Below are 24,590 nucleotides of genomic sequence, written 5' to 3' on the forward strand. Positions count from 1 at the left end.
TATTATTATAGTTATAATTTTCAACAATAACCAAAAGAGAGTTATTAATATACAGAGTATATTATATTATTAATTTGTGCAAAATACTCTAGAGGTGATAAATATGAAAAAAATTGGTGTGGAAAAAGGATTAAATAATATAGCAGGTTACCTAATTAAGGAAGGTTATTCTGTAGAAGCATTAAGTGAGTCAATAGATAACAATATATCAAAATTAAGTGGCCTTGATGCTATTGTAACAGCAGGATACAATACGGATATGCTAGGGATTAGTGACACAGAAACTAAAGCACCGGTAATAAATGCTAAAGGATTAACTCCACAAGAAGTAAAAGATAGACTTGAACAACAACTCCGTTAGATTTTTTATAAATCAGCCTGTATAGTATTTAATATTTATGCTATACAGGCTATTTGTTAGGAGGTTCTAAATTATAATCATACATATTATAATTGTTTAGCAACACTTTAATAGGGTAATTTAAAAATGATAAAAAAAATAACGGGAGGTATTAAATATGAGCGAATATCATGAACCAGTCGGGAAGTTGGACGAAAAAACTTTAAACATATCAAGGGCTATAAATAGTCTGAAGGAAGAGATAGAGGCTGTTGATTGGTACAATCAAAGAGTTGATGCTTCAAGGGACATGGAACTGAAGGCTATAATGGCACATAACAGAGATGAAGAGATAGAACATGCTTGTATGCTTTTAGAATGGTTAAGAAGGAATATGGATAAATGGGATGAAGAGCTTAGAGCCTACTTATTTACAGAAGGACCTATATCACATTTAGAGGAGCAAATTAAATCAGTGTTTGAGGATGAATCAAATCTAAATATCGGGGATTTAAAATAGGAGGGATAATATATGTTATATAGAGAATTAGCACCTATATCTAATGAAGCTTGGAATGAAATAGATAAAAGGGCAAAAGAAGTTCTAAAATCCTACTTGTCTGCTAGAAAAGTGGTGAAGGTAAATGGGCCAAAGGGCTTGATTACAACGTAATTACAGAAGGTAGATTAACTAATATTCAAGACTCGGAAGGTGTTTATTACGGTAATTATGAGGTTTTACCCTTGACAGAGGCAAGAGTAGAATTTGAAATGCATAGATGGGAATTAGATAATATCGCACGAGGAGCTAAAGATATTAACTATGAACCACTGGAGAAAGCAATGAAAAGCATTGCATTATTTGAAGACAATGCAATATATAATGGGTTAAAAAGTGCTTCAATAAATGGAATAAATGATTCAGTTGAATTGCAGGAAATACCATTTGGAAAAGATCCTACAGCTATAATGGAAGCAATAACTAAGGGGTTAATTGAACTAAAAAAATCCTATGTAGAAAGACCTTTTACTTTAGTTGTAAATGAAGAAGCATATAAAAGAATTATAGCTAAAGAAACAGCATATCCATTAGATGAGAGAATTGAAAAATTAATTGGTGGCAAAATTGTATTTAGCCATGTAGTAGATGGTGCATATTTATTACCATATAATCATGATGACCTAGAACTTACTATTGGTAGAGACTTTACAATAGGATATCAAACTCACACTAGTGAAATGGTAAGATTATTTGCTACAGAGTCTTTTACTTTTAGAGTGTTAGACCCATCTATAATAGTTAAATATACATTGAAATAAGGTTTTCCAATATAAAAGAATCTGTCTCAAAATGATTATTTTAATCATTTTGAGACAGATTCTTTTTTTCAATACTTATTTTTTTATTACGATATTTTAATTAAATGAAGAATACCTTTCTTATAGCATAAAATTAGTATAAAATATAATTAATTATATTAATTGAGGGGGAGAATATATATGTCAAGACGGCTAATATCTTTAATATTATCATTTATCTTAATTTTAGGTATACCATTTAATGCATTAAGTGAAACGAGTTCTAAAATCCGAATAATATTAAATGAAGAAGTAATTGAATTAGAGAACAATGCCTTTTTAAATCAAGATGGAAAGCTTATGTATCCATTACGTGACATTGCTGAGAAGTTGGGACATTCTATAACTTGGAATGGTAATCAAAACATCACTCTTTCTAATGGAAACAGTAATATTCAGCTCAATATAGGAAAATCTATTATTGTACTTAATCAAAAAGAGATTGATTTGAAGACGAATATAATAGCCGTAGACGGTAAAACTTTTGTTCCACTATCATTTTTGAGCGATGCATTGGATTTAGTTGTGGGATGGGATGCAAAAACACAGAGTTTAAGAATAAATCAGATAAAAAAGAATAATGAAGATTATTTTCAATCCTATGTTGGAGTCAATAATGAATTAAATAATTATATGGAACTATTGCATAAATATGAAAACTTTAATGGAAGCATACTTATAGCTAAGAAAGGAAATATAATTTTAGATAAAGGCTATGGATTTGCAGATATAGATCAAAATATTAGAAATAAAACTCAGACAAGATTTGCAATTGGTTCTGTTACAAAGCAGTTTACAGCTATGGCAATTATGCAGCTTGATGAAAAGCAAATGTTAAATATAGAAGATAAAATATCGAAATACTTACCAGATTTCCCAAATGGGGATGGGATAACAATACATAATTTATTGACCCATACATCTGGATTAGTCAACTACACAGAGTTGCCAGAATTTTATGCTTTGGAGTCAGAAGATCCTAAGGTAGAGGATGTGCTTAACCTTATTAAGGATAAGCCATTAGAGTTTGAGCCAGGGACTCAATTTAAATACTGCAATACAGGATATGCATTGTTAAGTGAGATAATAGAAAAGGTAAGCGGAGTGACATTTGAAGAGTATTTACATGAAAATATATTTAGACCATTGAATATGAAGGATACTGGAGTATGTTACGGAAAAAATAAAGAAATTCATCATGCCACTGCATATTCAGGACATCTGGATTTGATTCCTGTAGATGATGAAATTTTATTGAGTCAAGCTTATGGTGCAGGAAATATGTATTCCACAGTTGAAGACTTATATAGATGGGATAGGGCATTAGATACAGAACAACTTGTAAAAAAAGAAGGTCTAGATAGGATATTTAAAGGATATATAGATATGCAAGGTATGGGAGATTATGGATATGGATGGCTTATCAGAGATACGGAACTTGGAAAAGAAATTTTTCATACTGGGGGAACCCTTGGATTTTCAGCTAATATAGCAAGATATATAGATGAAGACTTGACAGTTATTGTACTGACAAATAAAAGTGGTTATGATACCATGAGTTTGGCATATACATTAGCTTCTATTACGCTAGATAAGGAATATACTACACCAGAACCTATTAAAGAAATAGAAATAAAGGATAAGGCTTTATATGATAACTATGTAGGAGAATATGTAATATTCCCGGGATTTACTATTACCATTACAGCAGAAGAAGGAAAGATATATGCTATGGTTACAGGACAAGATAAATATGAAATATTCCCTGAATCAGAGGAAAGCTATTTTTATAAAATAGTAAAAGCCAAGATTACCTTTGTAAAAGGTGAGGACGGAAAAGTAACTAGTCTAATATTAGATCAAAATGGACAGAATCTAACTGGAATTAAGATGAAATAAATATAAATAAATTTCTAAAACCCACCTCTGATATTTCAAAGGTGGGTTTTAAATTGATGTTAGTTAGTCATTTTATTATTATAAGCGCTTTCCCATCCAGATGTCTGGTTTTCCTATGCCGTTAGCATCAGGTACAACTCCAATGATTTTATAGCCGACTTTCATATAGAAGCCAGTTTGGTGAGTGGCAGGATTAAAGTTTTCAATACGCATAGGTAAATTATCGTATAGGTCAACATTGGCAAAGGAAGTTTCTCCATCATTAACTTCGTCATCTGCACCTAGTTGCATTGTTATTCCTCCACGACTGCGTGCTGCATCTTCTAAAGCTCTAACAATTGCAGCTCCAACACCATTCCTTCGCATATTTTCTTTAACCGCCAATGGATGAAGTTCAAAAACATTACCATTGTATTGGGGAATTATTCCACCCCAGCCTATAATCTCATTATCCTCTACAGCAGCAAGTAAAACGTTTTCAGGGATCAATCTTTCTTTAATCTCATCAATTGCATCATCAAGGGTTGGCCATCCGATGGGGAGACTATCAGTAAGAATTTGTGCAGCCTGAAGAATTAAATCCTCTTTAATTTCATTCATATTTATAATTTTCAAAATAACACCTCCAAATATTATAGAAAAAACTTGAAACTATAAATCTTAAGAGGAGGTGCTCGCAACCTTTGTAATAAAGGATATTAACAAGGGAGTCTAATATATCTCATAAGGTTCACCTTCTTTTTTAAATAATAAACAGAATTTTCCTTATATTTTTTATTATAACAGAGAAGTAAAACCTATAGCGATAAAGTTATCAATTATATTTAAGCTTATATATAATTAATCCACTATATGTTTTCTATATAGTGGATTAATCTATTACTATAGAATATGCTTAATTATTTGTTATCTATACATTAAATCTAAATAATACTACATCTCCATCTTTCATTATATAATCTTTTCCTTCAATTCTCACAAGTCCTTTTTCTCTAGCAGAAGCTAAATTACCCCCATGAGCCATAATATCATCAAATGATATTACCTCTGCTCTGATAAATCCTCTTTCCATATCTGAGTGAATTTTGCCAGCCGCTTGAGGAGCCAATGTACCTTTCTTTATGGTCCAAGCTCTTGTTTCCATAGGTCCTGCTGTTAAGAAGCTCATAAGTCCTAGTAAGCTATAAGATGCTTGTATCAATTTATCAAGACCAGATTTATCAACACCTAAGTCTTTCAAGAATTCTACTTTTTCTTCGTCATCTAGTAATGAAATTTCTGCCTCTATCTGTGCACTTACTACGACTACTTCTGCATTTTCTGTAGAAGCAAATTCTTTTACTTTAGCTACATAAGGATTTGAGCTTCCACCATCAGCTAAGTCATTTTCTGAAACATTTGCTGCATAGATAACAGGCTTTGAACTTAGAAGATTAAAAGATTTCACGATTTCATTTTCTTCAGGTGATAAGTCCAATGTTCTCACGGATTTTCCTTCTTCTAAGGCTTTAATTGTTCTTTGAATGAGTTCGATTTCTGTAGAAAGACTCTTATCTCCTTTAGCTGCTTTTCTGGATCTTTCCAACCTTCTTTCCAATTGCTCCATGTCAGAGAACATTAGCTCTAGATTTATAGTTTCGATATCTCTTAGGGGATCAATGTTTCCTTCTACATGGACTACATCCACGTTTTCAAAACATCTAACTACATGCACTATAGCCTCCACCTCACGAATATGAGATAAAAACTTATTTCCAAGACCTTCTCCATTACTTGCTCCCTTTACAAGTCCAGCTATATCATAAAATTCAATAGCAGTTGGAAGAATTCTCTTTGATGAGTAGATTTCTGCTAGTTTTTCTAGTCTCTCATCTGGTACTGCAACTACACCTACATTTGGCTCTATAGTGCAAAAAGGATAGTTAGCAGATTCCGCACCAGCTTGAGTTATTGCATTAAAAAGTGTACTTTTCCCTACATTTGGTAGGCCTACAATTCCAAGTTTCATTTTCTATGTCCTTTCTATGATAAAAATATTACATTAAACTTTAACTAAATTAAAAAAATACCACACAAAAAGAAATTATACAGTATATAAGCTATAAGTGCAATGACAACATTATGGTAGATGACTGTTAAGAAATTTGTGGGCTATTTTTTATATATAAAATTTAGATATAATATTGCATCTTACAATTATTTAACATATAATAAAATTAAAAAACCGACTAGTCGGTTTGTGGGAGGTAATATGTCAAAAACAAGCAACGAAGGGGTAGAAACTAAAAAGGAAAAGATAATTAAACATGCATTTGATCTGTTTGCAGAAAAAGGTTATTCTGAAACATCTGTAGATGATATTGTCAGAGCATCAGGTATAAGTAAAGGGGGGATATATTATTATTTTAAAAGTAAGGAAGACATATTTTTAGAGATTGCAGAAGAACGATTAAGACAGAGAAAGAATCTTATGGATAATAATCAGGATGTGAAATCAAGTAAAGAGAAAATTATTAGTTATATAAATTGGACTTTAACAGGTTTTTTTGATGAAAATATTCAAAAGATGTCTCGCTTTACTTTTGAATTTTGGTCTGTACTTTCTAGAAATCCAAATATGGCAGACAAAGCTAAAGAAAGGTATAAGATGTTTTACACTATTTTAGCAGAGATTCTACAGCAAGGAATTAATAATGGGGAATTTAAAGAAGATATAGATATAGAATCTATGGTCTATATTATTTTATCCTCAATGGATGGTATCGGATTTGTGAATTCTGTAATGGGGATTAGTATGACTCATGATATAGTTAAAAATTATATAGATATGATATTGAAAAAAATCGAAAAAGGAGATTAAGATGATCATATACGACTATTGTAGTAATATTGAATTTGAAAAAGTGTACAATGCCTTTAGAATCGGTTTTTCAGATTATATAATAAAACTTGAGATCTCTAAGGAGGATTTTATGAAGCGTTTCTTTGGACCAGAAGGAAATCAATTAGAACATTCATTTATAGCATTAGATGAAGGGAATCCAATAGGATTAATTTTAGGAGGTGTTAAAGATTATGAAGGAATCAGAACTATTCGCTGCGGAGCCCTTTGTGTTCATCCTGACTACCGTGGAAAAGAAGTTAGTAAAAATCTATTTCAGCTGCATAGGCGGGCTGCAGTAGACAATAAATGTAAACAGCTGTTTTTAGAAGTTATAGTAGGGAATGATAGAGCTATCAAATTTTATAGTAAATTGGGTTATGAAAAAGTCTATGATATAAAATATTATTCTATTAAAGATATTGATAAACTACAGGGAGAAGCAGATGAAGCTATAGATATAGAGGAAGTAACCTTCGATACTATTTTGAACTTATCAGAAGAGATAAAGGATATTCATATTAATTGGCAAAATGATTTTGATATATGAAAAAACTTGAAGGATTGAATTATTATGGAGTTTATGAGGAAAACAAATTAATAGGAGCTATGAGTATAAGTAAAAATGGAAAGGTTTTTTTCATTTGGGTTAATCCACAGTATCGCCAAAAAGGAATAGGAAGAAGTCTTATTCTAAAAGCAACTAATGATCTAAATCTAAATAGTGTGAGTATAAATTTCCCTAATAATGCTAGTATAGAAGGTTTTATAAAACATATGAATTTCAAAAAAGATAGTATATCACAATATGAAATGTATTTAACTATTTAATAAAATGAAAGCGGGGTATATGGATGAAGGCAATTAGAAAATTATCAAGTGAAGGAGAGTTTATTGCTTTTGTAGATATAGTAGGGAATGCTTATCCGGGATTTAATATAGAGACAGAGGAACAGAAGAAAAAATTTGTTGAGAATTCCATGAAAGTACAGGAAGAAAATCCTTTCGTTACATTTTATGGAGTATTTGAAGAGGATAACCTCCTTGGTGGTATGAGATATCATGATTTTAAAATGAATCTGCTGTCAACAAAGATTAAAGTCGGAGGAGTAGGCTTAATAGGAGTAGATTTATTGCATAAAAAGGAAAAGGTAGCTAAAGCAATAATGACTAAATTTATAGAGGATTATAGGAGCCAAGGAATATCTATGGCAATCCTTTATCCATTTAATCCCGAATTTTATAAGAAGATGGGTTTTGGGTTTGGAACCAGTATAAGTCAATATAGAGTAAAGCCTTCTAATCTTCCTAAGGGTAAGTCTAAATCAAATATAAAGCATATTAGAGGGAATGACGCCAAAAAATTATTGGATTGTTATACTAGAATCTATGAAAAAACTAATGGACTTATAGAAAAATATGAAAGGGAATTCCAATTACTATTTAACAATCAAAAGATGAAAGTAGTAGGATATAAGAAGAACAATGAGATTAAGGGATACATGGTATTCGAATTTAAACCAAGTCATGATAAAAATATTTTTGTAAATGATATTATAGTGAATCAATTGTTATTTGAAGATCAGGAATCACTTATGGAATTAATGACTTTTTTAAATTAGTCAAAGTGATCAAATAAATAATGTTATTTTTAATATACAGGATGAAAACTTTAGATTTATATTAGAAGATCCTAGAAATGATTCTAGCAATATTTTAACACCAGTATATCATGAATCTAGCATGCAGGGAACGGGAATAATGTATAGAGTAATTGATTTAAAGGGAATTATAAATGAACTAAGGAATCATAATTTTAATAATGAGAGGTGCAAATTGAAGATTACTATAAGAGATAACTTTATACCAGATAATGATGGCAGTATAATAGTGGATTTCAATAATGGATTTCCTACCATTGTAGATAATAAAGAATATGATGTTGAAATAAATTTGGATATAGCAGATTTTTCTTCCTTAATTACTTGTACAGTTAATTTTAAAAGCTTATATAAATATGGAAGAGCATTGATTTCAGATGAGTCTTACTTGAAAAAAGTAAATAATATATTTGCATCGGATGAAAAACCAATTTGCATGACTATGTTTTAATGAAAAGGAGCTGATTCTATCAGCTCTTTTTCATTAAAATTGCCATTTTCTGTTGGTTGACATAATAAATGAAATTCTATAATATATCCACATAGGTTATTTTGTAATGAGGAGAGGATTTCGTGAATATGAATTCTATATATAAAAAAAAGCTGGTATTTTCAATTCTTACCTGTTTCTTGGCATTTACTTTGCTATCTACAACCCCTAAGGCTATGGCCAATATAGTTTCAAAGGAACAACTGAAGAATGTAGGTTATTATACATCTTGGTCAGCTTATTCAAATTTTACTCCAGATAAAATCGATGCAACTAAATTGACTCATATCAATTATGCTTTTGCAAATGTAAATGAAGAGTTGAAGATAACTTTAGGGGATTCATATATAGATCCTTCTAATATAAAAAAGTTAAATGAACTTAAAAAAATTAATCCAAATCTCAAAATATTGATATCCGTTGGAGGATGGTCATGGTCTGATAAGTTTTCTGATGCAGCTTTAACGGACAAGTCTAGAACTATTTTTGCAAATAGCTGTGTAGACTTCATAAAGAAATATGGATTTGATGGAATAGATATAGATTGGGAGTTTCCAGTGAGCGGAGGACCTCCAACCAATAAATATAGGAAAGAAGATAAACAAAATTTTACCCTTTTACTTAAAGCCATACGAGAAAAACTAGATATACAGTGCAAAAAAGATGGTAAACATTATTTATTAACTATTGCAGGGGGAGCAGGTTCTATGGGTATTGATAATGTTGAGCTGTGGAATATCCATAGGTACTTAGATTTTGCAAATATTATGACTTACGATATGCATGGAACATGGGATAAATATACGGATTTCAATGCTCCTTTATATGGAGGTAATTCCCCTAATTACGTTAAATCCAGTGTAGATACGGCAGTCAAATCTTGGATAAATGCTGGATTTCCTAAAGAAAAAATTGTTATGGGAATTCCTTTCTTTGGAAAGCAATATAATATGGTGAATGTATGGAATAATGGTTTGTATCAGACTTTTAATGGTGGCTTATCCCTTAGCTATGCTGATATTGTTTCCAAATATTTAAATAAGCAAGGCTTTATAAGATACTATCATTCAGAATATATGGTGCCATGGCTTTATAATGGTACAACTTTTATATCCTATGAAGATGAGGAGTCCATAGGTCATAAAGCAGAATATATTAAGTTAAATGGCTTAGGTGGAGCATGATTTGGGAACTAAAGCAAGATCCAAATAGCATTTTGTTGGACAAGCTATATAAAAGTTTACAATAAAAAATTGATTATAAAACCTAGGTCTAGAATAAGACCTAGGTTTTCCTATGCTTGCAGTTAAATATGAAAATATGATATATTATTGGAAGTAAATAAGTTTATATCTATTATTTTAAAAAGAGAGGATGTTATTTTTGAAGAATAAAAAATATCTGCCTATAATCTCCGCAATTATATATTCTACTATATTTGGATTTTCTTTTATGTTTTCTAAGATAGGATTAGAGGTTATGACACCAATAGAACTTATTGCCTTTAGATTTTTATTAGCAGCATTAACTATGACTACACTAAAGGTATTTAAAATTATTAAGGTAGATTTAAAAGGAAAGAATATAAAAATGGTTTTATTAACATCTTTTTGTGAGCCTGTATTATATTTTTTCTTTGAATCCATGGGCATAAGCATGACTTCTTCATCAGAGGCAGGTCTTATGATATCATTGATACCTGTATTTGTAGCTATTTTTAGTATGATATTCTTACACGAGAAACTTAAATCATCCCAACTAGGATTTATAGTTTTATCTGTAGGTGGAGTTGTTTTTATCAATATGATGAAGAATAGCTTAAGTTTGTCTGGAAATTTTCTAGGAATTATATTTTTATTTTTAGCCATAATTGCATCTTCTTTTTATAACATTGGATCAAAAAAATCATCAGCAAATTTTACTCCTATTGAAATAACTTATGTAATGATGTGGGTAGGAGCTATTTCATTTAATATAATATTGATTGCTACTAATTTAATAAAAGGTACAATGGGAAGCTATTTTGCACCTCTAGCTTATAATCAGGCCATAATTCCTCTATTGTATTTAGGTATTTTATCATCAATAATTGCATTCTTTATGGTTAATTATACTATATCAAAAATTCCAGTATCCCAATCCGCAGTTTTTGCTAATCTTTGTACTATAGTATCAATTTTGGCTGGGGTATTTATATTAAAAGAAGATTTTTTCTGGTATGATTTTGTTGGAGCTCTTATGATCCTTATAGGAGTATGGGGAACTGTATATTTTGGAGAAAGAGATAATTATGAGGTTTTAATCCACACTGAATTATTAGAAGAATAACTTTTGGTATAAACTATAATAATCAATAGAATTAGATGGAGTGATAATAATGGATGAAAAAGATAATGGCATAAAAGGATCAGGATGTGAAATACTAGTCCCTTTTAATGAAAGAAGACCATTAGCTGATATAGAGAGAAGTATTATAAAGACTTATAGAAAGCATATATGGGCTAAATTTATTAAAGCAATAAAAGAATATAATCTTATACAAGATGGAGATAAAATAGCAGTGGCCATATCAGGAGGAAAGGATAGCCTTCTTATGGCGAAACTTTTTCAAGAATTATATAGGAATGGAAATAAAAATTTTGAATTAGAGTTTATAGCCATGGACCCAGGGTATCATTCAGAAATAAGAGAGCTTCTAGAGGATAATTGTAAATATTTAAATATACCAGTCCATATATATGATGCGGATATATTTGCAGTTGCAGATAAAATAGCTAAGGATTATCCTTGCTATATGTGTGCAAGGATGAGAAGAGGCTCACTATATGGTAAGGCAAAGGAGTTAGGCTGTAATAAGCTTGCCTTAGGCCATCATTTCAATGATGTTATAGAAACTACAATGTTAAATCTATTATGTGCTGGTAATTTTAAGACTATGTTACCTAAATTAAAGGCTCAAAATTTTGAGGGTCTTGAATTAATAAGACCTTTATACCTAATAGAAGAAATTTATATTCAAAGGTTTATTCAAAATGCAGGAATCTGGCCTTTAAATTGTGCTTGTATGGTTGCAGCTAAAAAAATTGGTAATAAAAGATATGAGATAAAGGATTTACTTGAAATATTAAGGAAAGATTTCGTAAATGTTGATATTAATATTTTTAGAGCAGCTGAAAATGTCAATATGGACGGAATATTAGGATGGCAAGAAGATGGAGAAAAGCATTCATTTTTAGATGAATATTAAAAAGAGTTGACAAGGGGGAATTTGAGATGAAATTGATTTCTTGGAATGTAAACGGGCTTCGTGCTTGTGTGGGAAAAGGATTCTTAGATTTTTTCAATGAAGTTAATGCAGATATATTTTGTATACAGGAGACTAAACTACAAGAGGGACAAATTGATTTGGAACTAGAGGGATATCATCAATATTGGAATTATGCAGAGAAAAAAGGATATTCAGGAACAGCAGTATTTACAAAGGTTGAGCCAATGTCTGTATCCTACGGTATAGACATAGAAGAGCATGACAATGAAGGTAGAGTTATTACTTTAGAGTATGATGAATTCTACTTAGTAAATGTCTATACTCCCAATTCTCAAAGAGAATTAGCAAGATTAGATTATAGAATGAAATGGGAAGATGAGTTTAAATCTTATCTCAAAAAATTAGAAGATAAAAAGCCTGTAATCTTATGTGGTGATTTAAATGTTGCTCACAAGGAAATAGATTTAAAAAATCCTAGTACCAATAGAAAAAATGCAGGATTTACTGATGAAGAAAGAGAAAAGATGACAGCATTAATAAAATCAGGGTTTGTTGATACCTTTAGACATTTCTATCCAGATAAAGAAGATGCTTATACTTGGTGGTCTTATATGAGACAAGCAAGAGATAGAAATGTGGGCTGGAGAATTGACTATTTTATAGTATCAGAGACTCTTTTAGACAATGTGAAGTCAGCAGCTATACATTCAGATGTAATGGGTTCTGATCATTGTCCAGTGGAATTAATTATATGAAAAAAATAATTCTAAGAATTATTAGACTTTTTATAGGATATTTTGTATGTGCCGTAGGGATGGTCATGACTATTAATGCTAATATAGGGGTTTCTCCATGGGATGTATTTCATCAGGGATTAGGAAATATATTTAATCTACCTATAGGAAGAGCAAGCATAATTGCTGGACTTATAATAACTATAATAGATATATTCTTAGGACAAAATATAGGCTGGGGAACTATATTTAATATGATAGTTATTGGTATTTTCGTTGACTTTCTAATGTTCAATAAATTAATCCCTATTTTTAATTCTTTTTTTCCAAGTTTACTGATGATGCTTTTGGGGATGTTAGTTCTAGGATATGGATGCTATATTTATATTGGAGCAGGTTTTGGAGCGGGACCTAGGGATGGACTTATGGTTGCACTGACTAAGAAGACAAAGAGGTCTGTAAGATTTGTGAAAAATTCTGTGGAAATTTTAGCTACAGTAGTAGGGTATTTATTAGGTGGTTCAGTTGGTATAGGAACTGCTATAATGTCTATAGCTGGAGGATATTTTTTCCAATTTGCTTTCAAAACTGTTAATTTTGATGTATCTCAGGTAGAGCATAGATATATATCTGATGATATAAGGTTTATAAAGGAAAGATTAATAAGTGTTAAAGAGGATAAAGCCTAGACTTTATCCTCTTTATTATATTAATTAGTTTTTAATTCTTGTACTCCTGAAATTGAGTAAGTTCCTTCTGGGCTAAATGTATCTTTAGCTTCTTGAGTAGTGAAGTATACATTACCTTCAACCTTTGTATTTATTAATCTAACTCCAGGTGCTGAAATATAAAGGTCACCTTTGATAGTTCCGTTTTGTATTCTAGCTTTAGGAGTTTTGATAATTAATTTTGGTGTTGTTAAAGTAAATTCACCAGTTACATTTTTCTTATCATCTTGAGTGTAAAGAGCTATTTTACGATCAAAAGCATGTGTACCATCAGTAGCAAATTTACCATTTCTAAATTCACCTTCTAAAGCAAGCTCTTTATCAGTAGTGATATCAGATTCAAGACAAATAATCCATTTTCCATGTTTGGATATTGCTTTTTCAAAATTAGCTTCATCAGTTACCACAGAAGCTGATGCAATGGCATCTACCTCTACTAATTCTTGTTCTCCAGTAATTTCACTATTTGCATTATTGAAAGTAGACTTTGCACTTTCTGTAGTGAAATAAATACTTCCATTTACCTTAGTATTTTCTAACTTAAAGTTATCTGAGGAAACATAAAGGTTCCCGTTGAATGTGCCGTTAAGCATTCTAGGCATTGGACTTTTAATAAATAATCTTGGTGCTGTTAATGTAAAATTATGAGTAAAAACCTTAGTTTTATCTTCTAAAGTCTTTTGGCTATAAAGACCGATTTTACGGTCTGCTGTGTCGTTATTTTTAAACTCACCCTCCATAGTAAGGTCTTTATTGAAAGTTAAATCCTTTAATAAAGCGGCAATCCATGAACCATCTTTAGATATTGCTTTTTCAAAATCAGCTTCATCTCTTACTATTGAAGCAGTAGAAGTTGCATCAACATTAATTAATTCTCTTTTTCCTTTTATAGTACTCTTTTCATCGATATTGAAAGTTTCCTTAGCTTCATTATTTAAGAAATATATATTACCTTCAACTGTAGCATCTACTATTCTAAAGTTTGGTACCTCAACATATATATCACCTTTGAAAGTTCCGCCTTGGATTCTGGCATTAGGACTCTTGATAGTTAATTTTGGAGCTGTTATAGTAAATCTTTCAAGTACAACTTTGTTATCATCTTGAGTATAAGGAGCTATCTTACGTTGAATAGCATCTGTACCATCTGCATTTTTCTTGCCATTTTTAAATTCACCTTCTAGAACAAGTTCTTTGTCAAAAGTAAGGTCATTTAAAGTACAAATAATCCATTTTCCATCCTTAGATATTGCCTTTTCAAAATCGGCTGCATTATCTACTATAGAAGCTGATGTTACAGCATCTACTTTTTCTTCAGCTTCTTCTTCAACAGGCTTAGTTACTGTCTCTGTTTTTTCTGATTTAGGTTCAGTCGTTTCAGTTGGTTTTTCTGTCTCAGCTGGTACTACTGGTGTAGCAGGTTCAGCTGGTTTAACTACTTCAGCTACTACTGGAGTTAATTTTGCAAGAGTCTTTGGACCAACGATTCCGTCAACTCTAAGACTATTTTTACCTTGATAGTCTTTAACTGCTACTAAAGTTCTTTCTCCAAATATTCCGTCTGTTTTAAGTACATACCCATTGCTGTTAAGTAAAGTTTGTAGTAGCGTAACATCTCCACCTACAGAGCCTAATGCTAATAAACGAGTTATCGTTGATGATGTAGCAGTAGCTTGTGTTGTAACTGTAGTTGTTTTTGCTGGTGTTGTTGGCTTTTCTGCTGGTGTAGCTGGTTTTGCTGGCGCTGGTGCTGATGTAGTAGCCGCCGCTACAGCGTCAACTGCAACTAATTTTGTCGCTGAGTCTGCGTGGGAAACTAAGCTTGTAGAAGATAAAAGCAAAGCTGCGCAACTCACTGATGCGATTAATCTTTTGTTCATAAAAACACCTCCGTCATATTTTGGACAATATGGCTGTCCATACCATTATAGTATATATTTTTTCATAATACCTGGCAATAGTTATATGACATTTCACAAACAAAAGAATTACATTAAAGTGATATTATTTGATTTTTTCTATTTAATTCTATTATTGTGCACATATTTCCCTTAATTTTGTGGATAAAATCTGTTGTTGTGCTAAACTTATCCCCAAAATGCATTGGTATAAAATAATTTGGATTTACTTCTTTAATGAAATATTCTCCTCCTAAATCAAAGGCAGTTTCTAATCTAGGGTCTACAGGGAAAAAGGCTAAGTCAATATGGAAATCTTTAATCTTAGATATCTCTTCTTTGAAAGACCTTTCCATACTTAGTTTCTCCTCTTCAGTATCATCTTCCCAATACCACCAGTTTAAGTCACCTGCATGAAATATATTTATATTATCTACATTGACCAGGAAGGACACCCCCATATCTGTAGAGCCAAAAGTCTTTATTTTAATATCATCTAATTCTAGCTCCTCATAGGGTCTCATACTATGAATTTTTTCATCTTCAATATCTATATCTGAGCTTAGAACATAATTTATATTTTTATTTGTATTTCTCCATTTAAATATAGCAGGGTTAAAATGGTCTATATGAGAATGAGTTGCGAAGACTATAGTCTTTTTATCTTTTAGAGAAATGTCTCCTTTATAATAATCAAATACTAAATAAAAATTTTTTGTTTCCACAGTAAAACCACTATGGAATATGTGCTCAACAGTTATATTTAATTTATCCATATTATCACTCCTAACTAGAGATCTCTATATAAAATGATACCCCTTCTTTTTCATTTATAGCAAAGATATTAGAACTATGTGCGTTAATTATTTTATATGCTATGGCTAGACCTAATCCAAATTCGCCCTTATAACCTTTATTAAATTTATTAAACATGGTATTTAAAAGATTTTCTTCAATATGTGGACCATCATTCCATATTCTTAAGAGAGTTTTATTATCAGTTTTCTTCAAAGAAATAAGAATTTGACTATTTGCATACCGTATTTGATTATCTAATAGATTTTCAATTGCAATTTTCCATTGCTCTAAGTCACCTTCTATAGATATAGGAATAAGGTCTAGATTCCAATTAATATTTGTTCTATGCCAAGAAAATCTCTCTATTATTTCTTTAATTAAGGAATCAAGAGAAAAATTAACTTTATCTATTTCATGATTAGATAAATAATCTAACTTAGTTAGGTATAGTAAATTTTTAATCTTTTTTTCAAGTCTTTTAGCTTCATTATCTATCACATCTATAGAATCATCTAAAGTACCTTTTGGATATATACCGTCTTTAATAGCTTGAGTAAAGCTTTGAATGACCATTACTGGAGTTTTTAGCTCATGGGATACATGTTGTAGGAAAGACTGTTCAGCTTCATCTTGGCGTATAAGCTGTTTTCTAAGATGTTCAATAGAATAACCTAATTTTCCTATTTCATCTCTTCTATTTAGCTCAATAGGTTCATTCCATTCATTATTAGCTAATTTTTCTACTTTCTTTTCTAAATTTACTAATGGTTTAGATAAATACCTAGATAGTAGTATGGCTGGAATCCAGCTGAATAGAAATACCAAGCCCATGAGGTTAATAAGCCTTTTAAATAGAGTTTGAACTAGGTCTTCTCTATAAGAATCACCCATATAGGATACGAGAAAAGCATCTTGGTTTAGTACTTTACATTTTGAAATAATATAAAATACTTTTTTTCCATTTATATCGCCACTATATTCTTGACTAATGTTTCTTTGAACAATAGCTTGCTCCTGAGCTTTTTTTAAAAAGTCTTCAGAAATTGAAAAGCTTGCTATTGGTCTGTTGTCATCATATATTATAAAATGCTTTACAGTTCGAATGTTTTCTAATACTTGCTCTTCACCAAAGAAGTCTGGCCCAATATAGTCTCTATATACATTACTATCAAATTGATTAAATACTAAATCTTGAGCGGCATGAATAGAGGCATAGACCTCCCTTGTGAAAAAACTCCTTAGAGTAGAAGGAAGTATAAATGCCAACAGTATAGAGATAGATAGGGTAATAATGGCGATAACAATCCAAATTTGAACAGATAAAGGATAATTCTTCATGATTTATTCACCCTATAACCATAACCATAGACAGTTTCCACATCAAGGTCTGGCATTTTTTTTCTAAGTCTTCTAACTAAATCATCTACAACCCTATCGGAGCCAAAATAATCGTTTCCCCATACATGGTTTAATATTTGTTCTCTAGACAATGCTATGCTAGGATTTTTAGCAAAGTATATTAATAAATCATATTCTTTAGATGTAAGATCAATTATTTTTTCTCCAAGCTTAACCACCCTACTGTTATCATTTATAGCATATGGGGACAGGTTGCTTATAGTAGAAGCATTGGTATTAAATCTATCTAGAAGATTTCTAGCACGAATTACCAATTCCCTTGGTAAAAATGGTTTAGGCAGATAATCATCACTACCTAGTTCAAGTCCTACTACCCTATCAATATCAGCATCCCTAGCAGAAATAAATATAACTGGGATACTAGGTGTAGCTGATTTGATTTCTTTAATTAATTGATATCCATCAATATCAGGTAACATAATATCTAAAATCCATAAATCAGGCGGAGTTGAGATAGATCTTTCTGCATCAAGACCATTTAAAAATGAAACCACATTCCAGCCTTCTTTTTTTAGATAAGATGTAAGTACTAAATTCAAGTTTTCATCATCTTCTACTAAATATATTCTATAGGACATATAAATCACCCCATTATATAATTCCATTTATTTAAGGATATTATATCAAATATACAAAAAGAAAAACCAAATCCCACAACAAAAACATAATTTCACCATATTATTTTCATACTCTTAGATTAGAATTGAGATAATAAAAATAAAATGCACAATGCACGATACACAATGCACAATTAAAAGAATTAAAAGATTAAAAGAAACAACGTTGTTCTTGGGATTTTTTATTGTGGCGAAGATTTGAGCTTTCAATTGTGAATTTAAGTAGGGAACCAAAATCATGGTTTTTGATTTTGTGTTCATCACTTAGCTACTGATATTTGCCCCGCAGGGTATAATTCAGTAGTCCTTTAGGGTTTGTTCATCTAGTGAATTGCGAACTGTAAATTGATAAAATGGGAGGAAGTATTATGGATGAAAATAGAGATTATGGAATAGAAGAAAATGAAATCGATGAGAATCTAGAAAAGACAGAGAAGATCATAGGAGAGACAGAGGAGTTTGAGGAAGTCATAGGAAGTAAAGAAAACTATAAAATACCAGAAGATATTCATATATATAGGAGCTGTGGAGAAAAAAAGGAGCCAAAGAAGAAATCCTTTAGAGGTAGTTTAATATCCTATATAGCAATAGCATTAGCTGCTTCACTTGTGGGAGGCTTATCTTCCATATATATAGCACCAAGTCTATATGGCAGGGTATTACCTAATCCAAATAACACCGCATATACAGCAGCACCGATAAATATTACAACTAGTGATGATATAAATACAGTATCAGCTGTAGCTAAGAAGGCTATGAGTTCAGTAGTAGGTATAACTTCTGTAGAGTTACAACAGTATTTCTTCTCTCAACAAGAAGTAGAAGGTGTAGGCTCTGGAGTTATAATAGACAGTAATGGATATATTCTTACAAATTCCCATGTGGTAGCAGATGGAAATGCCAAGGAAGTTAATGTGTTATTTGAAAATGGTGATAAAAAATCAGGAACAGTACTTTGGAATGATAGTACATTGGATTTAGCTATAGTTAAAGTAGAGGCTACCGGGCTTCCAGTAGCTACTTTAGGAGATTCAGATAAACTAGAAGTTGGTGAGATAGCCGTAGCCATTGGAAATCCATTAGGATTAGAATTTCAAAGATCAGTTACCTCAGGTATAATCTCTGGACTTCATAGATCTATCCAAGTAAGTACAAATAACGTGATAGAAGATTTAATACAGACAGATGCATCCATTAACCCAGGAAACAGTGGTGGACCACTTTTAAATAGTAAAGGTGAGGTAATAGGTATCAATACAGCTAAGATAAAAACAGCAGAGGGATTAGGATTTTCTATTCCTATAAATGAAGCAAAGGCAATAGTGGAAGAAGTAGTTAAAAATGGATCATATAAGACTGTATTTATGGGAATATCAGGAGTTTCCGTTGAGGATTATCAAGCTAGACTTGGAGTTAAATTGACAACAGATAAAGGAGTAATACTAATTCAAATCTCAGAAAATACTCCTGCATCTAGAGCTGGTTTATTAAATGGAGATATTATTACAAAAATAGATAATACAGAAATAGACAATATGAGTAAACTTAAAAAAGTATTATATAAGTACAAACAAGGAGATAAAGCAACATTAACAATCATGAGGAATAATACTGAAGAAAAGATTGATATAGAGTTTACAGATATAAGATAAACTGTAAATAAGATAACCTATGAGTAGTCCCCCTTCTCATAGGTTATTTTTTATTTTTTGAAAATATTTTCACAAATTTGATTAAATAAGAAAAGTTTTTACATTGGTTTGGCATATATGAGAGTGATAAGATTTAGATAAACAACAAACTAAGGAGGAATAAATATGGACTATTTACAAATTGCAAATAGCTTTCCAATGTGGTTGGCAGCAGGACTTGCAATAACCTTGGCATTATTTCAAGCAATTATCTTTGCTAAAAAATCTTATAATACAGGAAAAGAAATAGGACTTACAGAAGGACAAATGAAAAGCGCAATGAAAAGTAGTTTTATTACATCAATAGGGCCTTCAATAGTAATCTTAACAGGACTTTTATCATTATTAGTAACAGTAGGTGGCCCTATGGCATGGATGAGATTATCTTTTATAGGCTCTGTCATGTTTGAGATGATGGCAGCAGGATTCGGAGCAGAGGCAGTAGGAGTTAAGATGGGAATAGACCCAATGACTAATATGGCATTTGCAAATGCAGTTTGGACTATGATACTTGGTTCTATTGGTTGGATAGTATTTGCTACATTGACAGCGGACAAAATGGAGAAAGTACAAGTTAAGTTTTCAAAAGGTGATAAAGGATTATTAGGTATTATATCAGTAGCAGCTATGTTAGGATCCTTTGGTTCATTAGTATCAGGACATCTAGTAGCAATGAATAAAAATACCATTGCAGCATTAGTAGGTGGAACTATAATGTTGATACTATTTCCAATAGCAGATAAAAAGAATATTAAATGGCTAAAGGAATGGGCTTTAACCTTAGCATTATTTGGTGGAATGTTAATAGCGGCATTAATATAAACAGAGATAATAGAGGAGGCTATTACAATGGAAAAAAATAATCACTATGATGGAGTGTATTTACCATATATAATCAAGTGGGGAAAGATAACTGGTTGGTTAGGCGTATTATTATCATTTGGACCAGCATTGGTACTTGCAGTAATATATAAACTTGTTCCCCCTGTAAGTGCAATAATTACAGCATTTATAGCTATAGCATCAGCGGCGGGTATAAACTGGGTAGTTGAACCAATATCATATTTTCCAATAGTTGGAGTACCGGGAACATATATGGCATTTATAACTGGAAATATTTCAAATCTTAGAATTCCAGCTGCAGCAGTATCCCAGAATGTAGCAGGGGTAGAGCCTGGTACAAAGGAAGGAACTATTATAGCAACATTAGGTATGGCTATATCAGTTATTGTAAATATCGTAATATTAGCTTTAGGAGTATTTGCTGGTGCTGCAATTTTAGAATCACTACCAGAAAGTGTAGTTGTTTCATTTAACTATTTATTACCTGCATTATTTGGAGCAATATTTGTCCAATTTGCTCTTAAAAAGTTAAAACTAGCACCAATCGCATTAGGGATAGCACTAGCACTAACCTTTGCATTAAAAGGAGGAGTATTTAGTTTCTTGCCGGGTAATCCAACATATATAGTTACATTAGGAGCAGTATTTGGAACTATTGGTATAGGTACAGCTCTATATAAGAAAAAACTTATATAAAAGTAGTTAGGGAGGGTTTAGATTGAATAAATCACATGTATTAGAATATTTAAAGGATATAAGTGAAGAAGTAAAAGAATTGAGCTTAAAGGTATGGAATAATCCAGAGACTTCAGGAAATGAAAAAGAATCATCTAATTTATATAAAGATATATTAAAATCTTATGGCTTTGAAATAAAGGAAGTAAAGGGAGTGGAGAATGCTTTTATTGGTGAATATGGCAGTGGTTCTCCTGTAATAGCAGTATTAGGAGAGTATGACGCATTACCAGGATTATCTCAGTCCTTAGATACAAAATTTAATCCAGTAGAGGTAAATGGTCCTGGTCATGGTTGTGGACATAATCTATTAGGTAGTGCAGCTATAGGGTCTGTACTTGCAATTAAAAAATATCTAGAGGAAACTAAGATAAATGGTACAATAAGATTTTATGGCTGTCCTGAAGAAGAGACTTTGATAGGTAAGGTAAAGATGATTAAGGCTGGAGCTTTTGATGGATGTGATTTGGCCCTTAGCTGGCATCCAATGAACGCAAATACAGCAATAGAAAGAGGATTTTTATCCAATAACTCAATCAAATTTAAGTTCCATGGAATATCTGCTCATGCAGCACAATCACCAGAATCTGGTAGATCTGCTTTAGATGCTGTAGAGTTAATGAATGTAGGTGCTAATTATCTAAGAGAGCATGTTATAGATTCAGCTAGAATTCACTATACCATAACGAATGCAGGAGGAGCACCAAATATTGTTCCAAAGGAAGCAGAATCTTGGTATTTTGTCAGAGCACCTTATAGAAAAGATGTGGAAGAAATAACAGAAAGATTGTTTAAAATCGCAAAGGGTGCAGCAATGATGACGGAAACAACAGTTGAATATGAGGTATTAGGTGGATGCTATGAGATGTTACCCAATAAAGTGTTATTTGATTTAACTCATAAAAATATGGTGGAAATTGGTTCACCAACATATACAGAAGAAGAACTTCAATTTGCAAAAGCTATACAAGAAACTTTAGATCCAAATATGGTAGAGGCTGAAATTAAAAAATTTATATCATCAGATAGTGATGAAAAAATATATATACATCAAGAAGTATTGGAAAAAGAAAATGTGAACTCTGTAGTAGTTTCAGGTTCCTCTGATAGTGGTGATGTGTCATGGATAATGCCAATGAATTTATTCCTAACTGCTACTTGGCCACTAGGAGTACCAGCTCATTCATGGCAAGCAACTTCAGCTTCTGGATCATCAATGGGTATGAAGGGTATGATATATGCAGCAGAGATTTTTTCAGGAATGATGTATGATTTATTAAACGACCCTAAATTAGTGGAGGAAGCAAATGCTGAGTTTAATAAAAGAACAGAAAAAAGAAAATATGTAAGCCCAATTGAGTAGTGATGATTTAAATTGTTCAATAATAACAATTTAAAGTTAACAATAAATTTAGTAAAAGATTCTTTGGAAATCTCTAGTAATTCCATAATAAGAGATGCAAAGAATCTCTTTTTTTCATACATAAAAAAATTTGTGGTATAATATTAACATTAAATAGGAACAGGTGGTACTATGGGTTTAACTATTAGAGAAATGCTTAGAGCAGAATTTTTCAAAGATTTTAAAGTCATAGCAGGACAGGGAGGTTTAGATAAGCAGATACAGGGAATTGCAATCCTCGATGCCCCAGATGGATATAAATGGACTAAAGGTAGAGAATTTGTTATATCATCAGGTTATGTATTTCAACAACATCCAAGACTGTTTGAAGAATATATTAATAGTGATATATTTAGGGAAATATCAGGTATGGGAATTAAGTTAGATAGATATTTAAAGACTATCCCAGATTATATAACAGATGTGTTTAATGAATATAATATACCTTTAATAAATATTCCCATGGGTCCTTCATGGATGGAAATTATGAACCAACTTAATGTACTTGTAATGAATAAAAATATTAGACAATTTAGGATAGGAAATATTAACCCAAAGAGTTTTTCTAATTTGAATTATCAATCAAGAAAGATAAATAAGATATTATCACAAATGGAAGGAGAAATGAATTTTCCTGCAATGCTCTATGATTTGTCATCTGAAAAGGCTTATTATAGCTCCCCTACATTTTTAGAATTGCTGGAAGACATTCAAATAGGAGATTTTTGGAATCCAACAATTGAGGTTACAAAAGAAATATTATGTGATAACCTTAAAATGATAAGATATAGGTTTTATGACGATAAATACGATAAGCCTTATAGCTGGATTACTGTACCTATTACAGTGGGAGATAAGATAAAAGCTTATTTTGTAGTAGTTGAAGCTACAGGACTTATAGATTATTTTGACCAATTTGCATTACGAATAGGTTTTTTACTTCTTCAATCTCTATATGAACAGATATTAGTAGCACAAAGTATTGGAGATATAGGTTTTGAAAAATTTATTACAGAGATTATATCAGACAACTTATCAGATGATGAAATAATAGCTAAAAGAGCTATTGATCTAGGTTTAGATATAAATTTAAATTATTATTTGATTTTGATGAAACAGGAAAGAAAAGAGGCCCATCTAGTTAGCTATAAAAATGAACTTAAGGAAGCTGTAAGTAGTAGTATATCACACATGGAAGCTAGGATGGCTATGATAGATGATAATAGGTGTGTTTTCCTACTTCCAATAGATAATAGAATTTCTAGAAAAGAAAACTTAAAGTTAAATGAAAAAATCAGCTGAGATTTTCAAAAAAAGAATAGAGTCAAAGATTGAAGATATAAATATAGTTTTTGGTCTTTCGGATAATGAAAGTACAGTATATGAAATAAAAAGAAATTATATAAGATGTGAACAAACCATAAAGATTGGTCAAATATTATATCCCGATGAATATTATATAAAGTATTCTGATTTAGGAGTTTTTGCTTGGATGGATATAAAGGAAGATGAATTAGAAATAATGTCAAAGGATATTAAAATTTTGATTGAAAATCCAGAGCATAGAGAGCTTATAGAAACTCTAAAAGTATATCTAGAGTGTAAAATGAATTATAGTCTTACAGCAAAGCAACTTTTCTTACACATAAACACAGTTAGAAAAAGAATAGAAGAAATAAATGATTTAATAAGTTTTGACATAGAGGATCCCATGAATAGATTAAAACTTGAGGTTTTATTAAAATTAATTAAATAAACTATTATTGAACAGAAAAGATAGCTATTAGCTATCTTTTTTAATGAACAAACAAAGTGTAACGATACATA

General features: G+C 31.2%; 25 protein-coding genes and 1 pseudogene. 20 read left to right on the forward strand and 6 right to left on the reverse strand.

The features are described 5' to 3' along the window. Nucleotides 1-103: 103 nt before the first annotated feature. The 4 genes and pseudogenes from CIW83_RS15695 to CIW83_RS15710 all read left to right on the forward strand — a co-directional run bounded on the left by CIW83_RS15695 (nt 104) and on the right by CIW83_RS15710 (nt 3,598). Nucleotides 104-361, forward strand: a complete 258-nt coding sequence (locus tag CIW83_RS15695) for a YkuS family protein (protein ID WP_094902912.1) — start codon at nt 104-106, stop codon at nt 359-361. A 157-nt stretch (nt 362-518) separates the two neighbouring features. Next, the gene (locus CIW83_RS15700; protein WP_094902914.1) at nt 519-860 is read left to right on the forward strand and encodes an encapsulin-associated ferritin-like protein; all 342 of its coding nucleotides are present in this window, start codon (nt 519-521) and stop codon (nt 858-860) included. Nucleotides 861-872: 12 nt separating this feature from the next. After that, nucleotides 873-1,660: pseudogene (locus CIW83_RS15705) on the forward strand (family 1 encapsulin nanocompartment shell protein). A gap of 180 nt (nt 1,661-1,840) precedes the next feature. Beyond that, nucleotides 1,841-3,598, forward strand: coding sequence for a serine hydrolase (locus tag CIW83_RS15710; RefSeq protein ID WP_094902916.1), 1,758 nt, complete (start codon nt 1,841-1,843; stop codon nt 3,596-3,598). Nucleotides 3,599-3,676: 78 nt separating this feature from the next. Here the strand turns inward: CIW83_RS15710 and CIW83_RS15715 are convergent, their stop codons facing one another. Together CIW83_RS15715 and ychF are read right to left on the reverse strand one after the other, a co-directional pair. After that, entirely contained in the window at nt 3,677-4,213 is a 537-nt protein-coding gene (locus CIW83_RS15715; RefSeq protein ID WP_094902918.1) for a GNAT family N-acetyltransferase, read from the reverse strand. 295 nt (nt 4,214-4,508) lie between these two features. Beyond that, a complete protein-coding gene (gene ychF, locus CIW83_RS15720; RefSeq protein ID WP_094902920.1) occupies nt 4,509-5,606 on the reverse strand; it encodes a redox-regulated ATPase YchF in 1,098 nt (365 codons plus the stop codon). Between the two features lie 243 nt (nt 5,607-5,849). On the opposite strand from ychF, the gene CIW83_RS15725 reads away from it, so the two are divergent. From CIW83_RS15725 to CIW83_RS15760, 10 genes are all read left to right on the forward strand, one after another. Continuing rightward, nucleotides 5,850-6,458, forward strand: coding sequence for a TetR/AcrR family transcriptional regulator (locus CIW83_RS15725; protein WP_158220148.1), 609 nt, complete (start codon nt 5,850-5,852; stop codon nt 6,456-6,458). A gap of 1 nt (nt 6,459) precedes the next feature. Beyond that, on the forward strand, nt 6,460-7,029 hold the full coding sequence (locus CIW83_RS15730) for an N-acetyltransferase (protein ID WP_201259935.1): 570 nt from the start codon (nt 6,460-6,462) through the stop codon (nt 7,027-7,029). After that, the gene (locus CIW83_RS23125) at nt 7,026-7,310 is read left to right on the forward strand and encodes a GNAT family N-acetyltransferase (RefSeq protein ID WP_201259936.1); all 285 of its coding nucleotides are present in this window, start codon (nt 7,026-7,028) and stop codon (nt 7,308-7,310) included. Before CIW83_RS15730 ends, CIW83_RS23125 begins: the two co-directional genes overlap by 4 nt. 23 nt (nt 7,311-7,333) lie before the next feature. Next, a complete protein-coding gene (gene eis / locus CIW83_RS23130; RefSeq protein ID WP_201259937.1) occupies nt 7,334-8,101 on the forward strand; it encodes an enhanced intracellular survival protein Eis in 768 nt (255 codons plus the stop codon). Nucleotides 8,102-8,240: 139 nt separating this feature from the next. Beyond that, nucleotides 8,241-8,591 (forward strand): sterol carrier protein domain-containing protein, encoded by a 351-nt coding sequence (locus tag CIW83_RS23135; RefSeq protein WP_255374484.1) that lies wholly within the window; start codon nt 8,241-8,243, stop codon nt 8,589-8,591. Nucleotides 8,592-8,719: 128 nt separating this feature from the next. Continuing rightward, nucleotides 8,720-9,814, forward strand: coding sequence for a glycoside hydrolase family 18 protein (locus CIW83_RS15740; protein ID WP_235601368.1), 1,095 nt, complete (start codon nt 8,720-8,722; stop codon nt 9,812-9,814). Nucleotides 9,815-10,013: 199 nt separating this feature from the next. After that, nucleotides 10,014-10,958, forward strand: coding sequence for a DMT family transporter (locus CIW83_RS15745; protein WP_201259939.1), 945 nt, complete (start codon nt 10,014-10,016; stop codon nt 10,956-10,958). A gap of 49 nt (nt 10,959-11,007) precedes the next feature. Continuing rightward, nucleotides 11,008-11,877 (forward strand): ATP-binding protein, encoded by an 870-nt coding sequence (locus tag CIW83_RS15750; RefSeq protein ID WP_094902928.1) that lies wholly within the window; start codon nt 11,008-11,010, stop codon nt 11,875-11,877. 26 nt (nt 11,878-11,903) lie between these two features. Further along, nucleotides 11,904-12,653 (forward strand): exodeoxyribonuclease III, encoded by a 750-nt coding sequence (locus CIW83_RS15755; protein ID WP_094902930.1) that lies wholly within the window; start codon nt 11,904-11,906, stop codon nt 12,651-12,653. After that, complete coding sequence (locus CIW83_RS15760) at nt 12,650-13,321, forward strand: YitT family protein (protein WP_094902932.1); 672 nt, start codon at nt 12,650-12,652, stop codon at nt 13,319-13,321. The genes CIW83_RS15755 and CIW83_RS15760 overlap by 4 nt, the downstream gene beginning before the upstream one ends. 20 nt (nt 13,322-13,341) lie before the next feature. Here the strand turns inward: CIW83_RS15760 and CIW83_RS23140 are convergent, their stop codons facing one another. The 4 genes from CIW83_RS23140 to CIW83_RS15780 form a co-directional block, all read right to left on the reverse strand. Beyond that, nucleotides 13,342-15,240, reverse strand: a complete 1,899-nt coding sequence (locus CIW83_RS23140) for a peptidoglycan-binding protein (RefSeq protein WP_201259940.1) — start codon at nt 15,238-15,240, stop codon at nt 13,342-13,344. Between the two features lie 113 nt (nt 15,241-15,353). Further along, the gene (locus tag CIW83_RS15770) at nt 15,354-16,034 is read right to left on the reverse strand and encodes an MBL fold metallo-hydrolase (protein ID WP_094902934.1); all 681 of its coding nucleotides are present in this window, start codon (nt 16,032-16,034) and stop codon (nt 15,354-15,356) included. Nucleotides 16,035-16,044: 10 nt separating this feature from the next. After that, a complete protein-coding gene (locus CIW83_RS15775) occupies nt 16,045-17,394 on the reverse strand; it encodes a cell wall metabolism sensor histidine kinase WalK (RefSeq protein ID WP_094902936.1) in 1,350 nt (449 codons plus the stop codon). Further along, on the reverse strand, nt 17,391-18,053 hold the full coding sequence (locus CIW83_RS15780) for a response regulator transcription factor (protein ID WP_094902938.1): 663 nt from the start codon (nt 18,051-18,053) through the stop codon (nt 17,391-17,393). Before CIW83_RS15780 ends, CIW83_RS15775 begins: the two co-directional genes overlap by 4 nt. Before the next feature lie 407 nt (nt 18,054-18,460). Between CIW83_RS15780 and CIW83_RS15785 the strand changes: the two genes are divergently transcribed. From CIW83_RS15785 to CIW83_RS15810, 6 genes are all read left to right on the forward strand, one after another. Then, complete coding sequence (locus tag CIW83_RS15785) at nt 18,461-19,744, forward strand: S1C family serine protease (RefSeq protein WP_094902940.1); 1,284 nt, start codon at nt 18,461-18,463, stop codon at nt 19,742-19,744. 165 nt (nt 19,745-19,909) lie between these two features. Beyond that, nucleotides 19,910-20,605, forward strand: a complete 696-nt coding sequence (locus CIW83_RS15790) for a DUF5058 family protein (protein WP_094902942.1) — start codon at nt 19,910-19,912, stop codon at nt 20,603-20,605. A 27-nt stretch (nt 20,606-20,632) separates the two neighbouring features. Beyond that, nucleotides 20,633-21,322 (forward strand): hypothetical protein, encoded by a 690-nt coding sequence (locus tag CIW83_RS15795; protein ID WP_094902944.1) that lies wholly within the window; start codon nt 20,633-20,635, stop codon nt 21,320-21,322. Nucleotides 21,323-21,344: 22 nt separating this feature from the next. Further along, nucleotides 21,345-22,724 (forward strand): amidohydrolase, encoded by a 1,380-nt coding sequence (locus CIW83_RS15800; protein WP_094902946.1) that lies wholly within the window; start codon nt 21,345-21,347, stop codon nt 22,722-22,724. A gap of 171 nt (nt 22,725-22,895) precedes the next feature. Continuing rightward, a complete protein-coding gene (locus CIW83_RS15805) occupies nt 22,896-24,065 on the forward strand; it encodes a PucR family transcriptional regulator ligand-binding domain-containing protein (protein ID WP_094902948.1) in 1,170 nt (389 codons plus the stop codon). Then, nucleotides 24,049-24,519 (forward strand): CdaR family transcriptional regulator, encoded by a 471-nt coding sequence (locus CIW83_RS15810; protein WP_094902950.1) that lies wholly within the window; start codon nt 24,049-24,051, stop codon nt 24,517-24,519. Before CIW83_RS15805 ends, CIW83_RS15810 begins: the two co-directional genes overlap by 17 nt. Nucleotides 24,520-24,590 lie beyond the last annotated feature (71 nt).

Origin of the sequence: Tissierella sp. P1, from assembly GCF_002266425.1 — a bacterium.
GTDB lineage: Bacteria > Bacillota > Clostridia > Tissierellales > Tissierellaceae > Tissierella > Tissierella carlieri.

What these genes read in the sequence shown, in the direction of transcription:
- CIW83_RS15710 (WP_094902916.1), top strand. Translation starts at nt 1,841, where the DNA reads ATGTCAAGACGGCTAATATCTTTAATATTATCATTTATCTTAATTTTA.
- CIW83_RS15725 (WP_158220148.1), top strand. Translation starts at nt 5,850, where the DNA reads ATGTCAAAAACAAGCAACGAAGGGGTAGAAACTAAAAAGGAAAAGATA.
- ychF (WP_094902920.1), bottom strand. Translation starts at nt 5,606, where the DNA reads ATGAAACTTGGAATTGTAGGCCTACCAAATGTAGGGAAAAGTACACTT.
- CIW83_RS23140 (WP_201259940.1), bottom strand. Translation starts at nt 15,240, where the DNA reads ATGAACAAAAGATTAATCGCATCAGTGAGTTGCGCAGCTTTGCTTTTA.
- CIW83_RS15795 (WP_094902944.1), top strand. Translation starts at nt 20,633, where the DNA reads ATGGAAAAAAATAATCACTATGATGGAGTGTATTTACCATATATAATC.
- CIW83_RS15810 (WP_094902950.1), top strand. Translation starts at nt 24,049, where the DNA reads ATGAAAAAATCAGCTGAGATTTTCAAAAAAAGAATAGAGTCAAAGATT.
- CIW83_RS15775 (WP_094902936.1), bottom strand. Translation starts at nt 17,394, where the DNA reads ATGAAGAATTATCCTTTATCTGTTCAAATTTGGATTGTTATCGCCATT.
- CIW83_RS23135 (WP_255374484.1), top strand. Translation starts at nt 8,241, where the DNA reads ATGTATAGAGTAATTGATTTAAAGGGAATTATAAATGAACTAAGGAAT.
- CIW83_RS15755 (WP_094902930.1), top strand. Translation starts at nt 11,904, where the DNA reads ATGAAATTGATTTCTTGGAATGTAAACGGGCTTCGTGCTTGTGTGGGA.
- CIW83_RS15790 (WP_094902942.1), top strand. Translation starts at nt 19,910, where the DNA reads ATGGACTATTTACAAATTGCAAATAGCTTTCCAATGTGGTTGGCAGCA.
- CIW83_RS15695 (WP_094902912.1), top strand. Translation starts at nt 104, where the DNA reads ATGAAAAAAATTGGTGTGGAAAAAGGATTAAATAATATAGCAGGTTAC.
- CIW83_RS15740 (WP_235601368.1), top strand. Translation starts at nt 8,720, where the DNA reads ATGAATTCTATATATAAAAAAAAGCTGGTATTTTCAATTCTTACCTGT.
- CIW83_RS15760 (WP_094902932.1), top strand. Translation starts at nt 12,650, where the DNA reads ATGAAAAAAATAATTCTAAGAATTATTAGACTTTTTATAGGATATTTT.
- eis (WP_201259937.1), top strand. Translation starts at nt 7,334, where the DNA reads ATGAAGGCAATTAGAAAATTATCAAGTGAAGGAGAGTTTATTGCTTTT.
- CIW83_RS15700 (WP_094902914.1), top strand. Translation starts at nt 519, where the DNA reads ATGAGCGAATATCATGAACCAGTCGGGAAGTTGGACGAAAAAACTTTA.
- CIW83_RS15770 (WP_094902934.1), bottom strand. Translation starts at nt 16,034, where the DNA reads ATGGATAAATTAAATATAACTGTTGAGCACATATTCCATAGTGGTTTT.
- CIW83_RS15785 (WP_094902940.1), top strand. Translation starts at nt 18,461, where the DNA reads ATGGATGAAAATAGAGATTATGGAATAGAAGAAAATGAAATCGATGAG.
- CIW83_RS15750 (WP_094902928.1), top strand. Translation starts at nt 11,008, where the DNA reads ATGGATGAAAAAGATAATGGCATAAAAGGATCAGGATGTGAAATACTA.
- CIW83_RS15730 (WP_201259935.1), top strand. Translation starts at nt 6,460, where the DNA reads ATGATCATATACGACTATTGTAGTAATATTGAATTTGAAAAAGTGTAC.
- CIW83_RS15780 (WP_094902938.1), bottom strand. Translation starts at nt 18,053, where the DNA reads ATGTCCTATAGAATATATTTAGTAGAAGATGATGAAAACTTGAATTTA.
- CIW83_RS15805 (WP_094902948.1), top strand. Translation starts at nt 22,896, where the DNA reads ATGGGTTTAACTATTAGAGAAATGCTTAGAGCAGAATTTTTCAAAGAT.
- CIW83_RS23125 (WP_201259936.1), top strand. Translation starts at nt 7,026, where the DNA reads ATGAAAAAACTTGAAGGATTGAATTATTATGGAGTTTATGAGGAAAAC.